This is a genomic window from Exiguobacterium sp. UBA6282, from assembly GCF_002440475.1.
Taxonomy (GTDB): Bacteria; Bacillota; Bacilli; order Exiguobacteriales; family Exiguobacteriaceae; genus Exiguobacterium_A.
In genome coordinates, this window is sequence record NZ_DJUM01000008.1 from 1 (window position 1) to 6,127 (window position 6,127).

9 protein-coding genes and 1 riboswitch are annotated in these 6,127 nt (G+C 51.3%); all 9 genes read right to left on the minus strand.

Annotated features, from left to right (window positions below; all coding sequences use genetic code 11):
- Window positions 1-296, minus strand: a 296-nt coding sequence (locus B2751_RS01475; protein WP_290772310.1) for a hypothetical protein, incomplete at its 3' end; no start/stop codon positions are given.
- A 122-nt stretch (window positions 297-418) separates the two neighbouring features.
- Window positions 419-1,426: a ThiF family adenylyltransferase gene (locus B2751_RS01480; protein ID WP_290772313.1), complete on the minus strand. Its 1,008-nt coding sequence runs from the start codon at window positions 1,424-1,426 to the stop codon at window positions 419-421.
- Window positions 1,423-2,187 carry a thiazole synthase gene (locus B2751_RS01485; protein WP_290772315.1) on the minus strand — a complete coding sequence of 255 codons (765 nt, stop codon included), beginning with the start codon at window positions 2,185-2,187 and terminating at the stop codon, window positions 1,423-1,425. The genes B2751_RS01480 and B2751_RS01485 overlap by 4 nt, the downstream gene beginning before the upstream one ends.
- Before the next feature lie 2 nt (window positions 2,188-2,189).
- Window positions 2,190-2,390 (minus strand): sulfur carrier protein ThiS, encoded by a 201-nt coding sequence (gene thiS / locus B2751_RS01490; RefSeq protein WP_290749465.1) that lies wholly within the window; start codon window positions 2,388-2,390, stop codon window positions 2,190-2,192.
- On the minus strand, window positions 2,387-2,803 hold the full coding sequence (locus B2751_RS01495; RefSeq protein ID WP_290772480.1) for an FAD-dependent oxidoreductase: 417 nt from the start codon (window positions 2,801-2,803) through the stop codon (window positions 2,387-2,389). The genes thiS and B2751_RS01495 overlap by 4 nt, the downstream gene beginning before the upstream one ends.
- Entirely contained in the window at window positions 2,730-3,338 is a 609-nt protein-coding gene (locus B2751_RS01500; protein ID WP_290772317.1) for an NAD(P)/FAD-dependent oxidoreductase, read from the minus strand. Before B2751_RS01500 ends, B2751_RS01495 begins: the two co-directional genes overlap by 74 nt.
- Complete coding sequence (locus B2751_RS01505; protein WP_290772319.1) at window positions 3,335-3,925, minus strand: thiamine phosphate synthase; 591 nt, start codon at window positions 3,923-3,925, stop codon at window positions 3,335-3,337. The genes B2751_RS01500 and B2751_RS01505 overlap by 4 nt, the downstream gene beginning before the upstream one ends.
- An 85-nt stretch (window positions 3,926-4,010) precedes the next feature.
- Window positions 4,011-4,113, minus strand: a riboswitch (TPP riboswitch).
- A 56-nt stretch (window positions 4,114-4,169) separates the two neighbouring features.
- Complete coding sequence (gene nagZ / locus B2751_RS01510) at window positions 4,170-5,390, minus strand: beta-N-acetylhexosaminidase (RefSeq protein WP_290772321.1); 1,221 nt, start codon at window positions 5,388-5,390, stop codon at window positions 4,170-4,172.
- Window positions 5,387-5,812: an OsmC family protein gene (locus B2751_RS01515; RefSeq protein ID WP_023467853.1), complete on the minus strand. Its 426-nt coding sequence runs from the start codon at window positions 5,810-5,812 to the stop codon at window positions 5,387-5,389. The genes nagZ and B2751_RS01515 overlap by 4 nt, the downstream gene beginning before the upstream one ends.
- Window positions 5,813-6,127: the final 315 nt, after the last annotated feature.

Genomic DNA, 6,127 nt, shown 5'->3' on the forward strand with positions numbered 1-6,127 from the left:
ATGATCGCACCGACACCGACGACGATGCCTGTCTTAAATTTTTTGCCCGTTGGTTCGGATGTATGCGTTGCTTGATTGTGTTCAAAAAGTTGTTGGAGGGGCGACGACGTCTCGACTTCGAGAATCTTCGATGCATCCTGATGCAAATCTTCTCTACGTTCGACACTACAAGGTGACAGATAGAATGGGTTCAAGTTCGTCCGGTACCGGTCCGGATTCCAGTTGGCTTGCTGGACAACCGCCTGTGTTTCTTCCGTCTGTGCTTGATCCTTCATCGGATCGAATTCTTGTTTCATCTGAATCACTCCTCTTCACGTTCAAAACCTGTAGACCGATTTATGTCTGAAGTCTTATTTACCTGTTTTTTAAACATTTAAAACATATATTTTTAAAATTAGTTTTACTGTTTTATGAACGTTTATCCGAAATAGGCGTGATACAGTCGTTTTGCTTTAACGAGATCCGCCTCGCCATGAATCAAGACACGACCATCTCGAAAAGCGACCATTCGATGCTCATCCGTCGTAAACGCCAGCAAGTATGGGTTATGGGCGGAAATCGACGCAATCGGCTGGAGGCGTTGTTTTAATTGTTCGAGATCCCGCTGTCCGTCTCCACGGATTTGAACGGCATCGCGACCGCACAATGCCGTGAAACGCACCGTTTGATTCGATAAATAAGGATAAGACGGCTCGATGCCGCACGAGGGGCACTCTGTTTGCTTCAGTGACTGGACGTTGATTTGTTGGAATGTATTCGACCACACGTCAAAGGCAAGCAGACGTGTCCGCAGCGCGTCCGTCTTCCCGCTCAACCACTTCAACGCTTCCGTCACTTGTAGAGAGGCGACCATCTGAACAGCTGGACCGATGATTCCCGCCGTATCACACGTCTCCTGATCACGTGGTAATTGATCGAGCAGACAATGCAGACATGGCGTCTCTCCCGGGCGAACAGTGAAAGTAATCCCGTAACTGCCGATGCAACCACCGTAAATCCACGGAATCGAACGTAGTAACGCCATGTCGTTCATTAGCAAACGAATATCGAAATGATCCGTCGCATCGATGATGAGATCGATATCATCGAGAAGCCACGTCAGCGCTGCCCGGTCGACATCTAATACATGTGCTTCGATCGTCACCGTCGAATTAATTGCTTCAAGCCGCGCTTTTGCAGCAATCGCCTTCGGTATGCTGTGCCGTGCATCATCCTCCGTATAGAGTTGTTGCCGTTGTAGATTACTCCACTCGACATAATCGCGGTCGACGATTCGGACGACGCCGACACCAGCGCGAACGAGTTGTTCTGCCGATGCTGTTCCGAGTGCCCCCATCCCGATGATCAGTACCTTTGCTGTTGCGAAGCGTGCTTGTCCTGCTTCTCCAATCGGTTGAAATCGAGTTTGACGTGAATAACGTGTCATCGAATCAATCCACTCGTTGGACTACTCGCGACTGCATACTGTTTCTTCTCGATTCTTCCCGCTTCGTAGCCGAAGCGCCCTGCTTCGACGGCTAGTCGCATCGCGCGCGCCATCTTGACCGGATCCTGGGCATGGGCTACAGCGGAGTTCAATAAGACACCATCCGCTCCCAGTTCCATTGCATAGGCGACGTCAGTTGGAGAACCGATTCCAGCGTCGACGATGACAGGCACCGTCGTCTGCTCGATGATGAACTTTAGGTGGAGCGGATTGAGGATGCCTTGCCCAGACCCGATCGGTGACGCTGCCGGCATGATGGCATGACAGCCGAGTTCCTCGAGTCGTCGTGCAAGGACGACGTCGTCCGATGTATACGGTAAGACGATGAATCCTTCTTTAAGTAACTCTTCAGAAGCCCGTAACGTCTCGATTGGGTCAGGTAGTAATGTCTTATCGCACCCAATCACTTCGACCTTGACCATGTCGCACATACCGGATGCCCGCGCAAGTTTCGCTAGCCGAACCGCTTCTTCCGCTGTCTTCGCACCAGCCGTGTTCGGTAGTAAATCATACTTTGTTAAATCAAGCGACTCCAAGAAATTCGGTTGTTGTTTGTCGAAGAGATCGAGCCGCCGGACAGCGAACGTCAAGATTTGTGAAGCGGACGCATCGATGGCCTCCTGCTGTACCGTAGCATCCGTATATTTCCCCGTTCCGAGTAATAATCGTGATTCGAATGTCTTTTCTCCAATTTGTAGCATGTTTATCCTCCTCCTACGAAATGAACGATTTCGAATATGTCATTGTTCCGAACGACCGTTTGATCGTAAGCTCCGCGGTCGATGATCTGTCGGTTCTGTTCGACGATGACGAGTTTTTCCCCTAAGCCAAGTTGCGTGAGCATATCCTCAATCGTCTCAATCTGTTCAATGGTGTGGTCGTTGCCGTTAATCGTAATGTTCATCGGACTTCCTCCTTTAGGATCAACCGTAATGTGTTTGCCAAAACTTCCGCTGTCGCCGGTGCGAGTAATATGCCATGCCGATGATGCCCCGTCGCTATAAAGATCCGACGGGATGAATCGGCGACTCCGATATATGGCAAGCCGGACTCTGTTTGTGGTCGTACGCCTGACCAGACTTCTTCGATGACAGCATCACGGATCGGTGGATAGAGACGCTCTGCTGCTTGAAGCAGTGACGTGACTCCTGCGACACTAACACCGATCGTCTCGTCGTGCGGTAGTTCGGTCGCACCGATCAATATCCGTCCGTCCGCTTTCGGTACGAGGTAGACGGCGTCATCAAACAGGATCGAGCGTAATGGCTGACCTGCGAGACGGACTGCCAGACATTCCCCTTTGACACCGNNACCCATATGTCGCAATCGAAATGCCCGCTGTATCGAGCAAGGCTTGGGACCCGCGTCCGGCAGCAACCGTCACCGTTCGTCCCGTCCACGTTCCCGTGTTCGACTCAACCCTAATGAAATCATTACTCTCCTCGATTCGCGTGACGTCCACCTGTTCTTCGATTGGTACCCCACGATTTCGTAAGACATGCATCAATGCAGTCGTTAGTCGTCGCGGATCGATTTGACCGACCGATGGAAATAAGTATTCTTGCCCATTTTGTTTCAATAAAAATGGTTGTTCCCGGTAGCCACAATCGATCCCGGTCTCGCGCGTGAGGCGTCGCGCAAGTAACGGATACAGACGGCGACTTCGCGCGGCAAGCGTATGCAATTCTTCTCTCAGCTCGATGTCCGTCGCAAGCATCCCGGCAGCCGCCCGACTCGTCCCTTGTCCGCATGTTCCGCGATCAAGGACAAGAACGGATTCGTTCTGACAAGCGAGACTGTAAGCAAGCGTCAAACCGATGACTCCACCACCGATGATGATGTGATCCGTCATACCCGTACCCCCTGATAACGCTGAATGGCAGCATGCGGGTCCGCTTGACCGAGAATACCGGATAAGACGGCGATTCCGCTTGCACCGGTCGCTGCGATCTCAGGAATGCGATCAGGAGTGATCCCGCCGATTGCGATGACTGGTTTCGTCGTGAAAGTGACAACTTGCTTCAAGGCATCGATCCCTCGCGGTGGCACGTTTGGTTTCGACGCTGTCGGATAAATATGACCGTACAGCAATCGATCAGCTCCTTCCGCTTCTGCTGCGAGCGCCTCTGCCAGTGAATGGACGGATTTCCCGATGATGAGATTCGGAAAGTGTCGCCGAACATCGCGGACACGTAAGGAACGTCGCGTCAATTGCACACCGATGCCAGCGACATGGGCGACGTCGACCCGGTCGTGAACAGTTAATTGATCAGACGAATACCCTTTTGCAAGGAGCGCGTCAATCAGATCTAACAATTCTGTTGCCGACAAATTTGGTTCTCGAAGATGAAGCTGATCCGTATATGGTTGAAGCGATTGAAAGGTTTCCACTCCATCGCGTGGATTGATGGATCCCGTCGAAATCAGATGTAGACGCATCATGTTCTTCCTTTCCATACGAAAAAGGACCACTCCCGATGTTGAAAGGAGTGGTCCGAAAATGCGCTGAAGCGCTAAGGATATCTAAGGTTTCGAGCCACTTCCCTCCGCTAGTACGAACTAGATCAGGTTCAAAGGGTCCGGATACTTCCGTCTCAGTCTGCTGCGAGACTCCCCTAGTGTCTTTTCGTGTTTAATTGGCTTGCCCCATAAGTCTAGCATGAGTCGCTTTGCTTCGCTAGTCCTAGTTGAGCGCTTCCACTTGCTGAACAAGCTCCGATTTTGTCGGTCGCTGTTGCTTCTGGCTGTCGGCATAGGTCTGCTTCAGCTTTAAGATCCGCATCACTTTAGCATCGAGCATCTCTGACGACAACGTTTTTTCTTTAACGGCTTGCATCACTTCGGTGTGGACCTTCGGATAGGCACCTGCTTCCGAAAACATCGCCATATCTGCTCCATTTACAAGTGCCTGGCGTGCCGCTTCCGCGAGACCATATCGTTTCGTGATCGCCCCCATGACAAGGTCATCCGTGATGATGACACCCTTGAATCCGAGTTGTTGACGCAAGAGGTCAGTCAAGATCGGCTTCGAGAGCGAAGATGGATTTTGATCGTCATACGCGGGATAGAGAATATGGGCGACCATCACCATCTCGGCGCCCTCTTGAATCGCTTCTTGGAACGGTAACAGTTCCGTTCGCTTCAGTTCTTCCTTTGATGCTGTCACTTTCGGCAACCCGACATGGGAATCGACACTCGTATTGCCGTGACCGGGAAAATGTTTGACGACCGGAATCGTTCCCGTCTCTTGCATCCCGTGCATCAGGGCCGTACCGAGAGTCGCGACGGTTTTCGGATCAGCACTTAACGCACGGTCGCCGATGATTGGATTGTTCGGATTGCTATTGACGTCAAGGACCGGTGCGAAGTCCATGTTGAACCCATAAAACCGTGACAGGTGACCGAGCGTACGTCCGACGTCTTCCATTTTTGCAACATCTGCACCTTGCGCCATCTGTTGACTCGTCGGGAGACGTAACCGTTGATCCGGTACCCGGCTGACCCGTCCGCCCTCTTCATCAACCCCGACGAAGGCATACGGTTTTTGGTTCGTTTCTTGAATGGCACGCGTGAACGTCAAGAGTTGATCTTCTGACGTAATATTCCCACCAAGCAGTAAGACCCCACCGATCGCATGCGTCTGCAACAATTTCCGGTCAGCTGCTGAAAGTTCCGTGCCGGCAACTCCGATATAGAGCAGTTGATCGATTTTTTCTGACGTCGACATCGCTTCAAGTTGTTGCTTTAATCGTGCTTGTTGTTGTGCTTCCTTTGTCGGCTCAGGCTTTGGTTTCTTCGCCTCCGTCGGTTGCTTCGTTGCTGGTTGTGATGGTTTCGTTGGTTCCGTCGTCTCCTGCGCACACCCTGCAAGCAACAGGCAACCGATCAGTGCTACTTTCTTCACAAAGGATCCTCGCTCCGGACACCATTGATGGAATAATAGACGGAAATCTCAGCGTTCAAGGATTGCGAGACCGAACAATATTTATCCTTTGATAACGAGATGGCGCGACGGACCTTATCTTCCGGGAGATCACCTTCAAGCCGGTAATGAATCGAGATTGACGTAAAACGCCGCGGATGATCCTCTGCCCGTTCCCCTTCGATATCCATTTCGAAATGAGTAATCGTCAAGCGCATCTTCTCTAAAATCGAGACGATGTCGATTCCAGTACAGCCGGCAACGGCATGTAGTAGCAGTTCAGTCGGTCGTGGTGCTTGATTTTCGCCACCGTTCTCCGGTGCTGCATCCATCGCAAGATGATGCCCTGATTCCGTCTGTCCACTAAACCCCATCTGTTTGTTCCATGTCACTGTCGCTTGCATCGTTTCCACTCCTTTGTCAGTAGTCTTCATCTGTAGTATACGCAAAAAACAGCAAGCCTGGAAATTCTCACGCTATTTCGAATAATGGTTCTTTTCCCGAATTCTCGCTTTGCGATACCCGACGAAATCGTTTCATGCTATCCTGTTACTCATAGTTTCGCGCGCAAGCGCCAGAATTGAGGAATCATCCATGTCACCTACTACTCGTTTAAGTCGACGCGATTGGCTGTTGATCGCCACGTTGTCGCTCCTGACGTTCGTTCTCGGAACAAGCGAATTCGTCATCGTCGGGATCCTCGCTGAAATCTCCTCAGC

Bases quoted from the DNA above. Each gene is read 5' to 3' on its own strand.
- B2751_RS01505 (WP_290772319.1), bottom strand. From the start codon at position 3,925: ATGCGTCTACATCTGATTTCGACGGGATCCATCAATCCACGCGATGGA.
- B2751_RS01480 (WP_290772313.1), bottom strand. From the start codon at position 1,426: ATGACACGTTATTCACGTCAAACTCGATTTCAACCGATTGGAGAAGCA.
- B2751_RS01515 (WP_023467853.1), bottom strand. From the start codon at position 5,812: ATGCAAGCGACAGTGACATGGAACAAACAGATGGGGTTTAGTGGACAG.
- B2751_RS01485 (WP_290772315.1), bottom strand. From the start codon at position 2,187: ATGCTACAAATTGGAGAAAAGACATTCGAATCACGATTATTACTCGGA.
- thiS (WP_290749465.1), bottom strand. From the start codon at position 2,390: ATGAACATTACGATTAACGGCAACGACCACACCATTGAACAGATTGAG.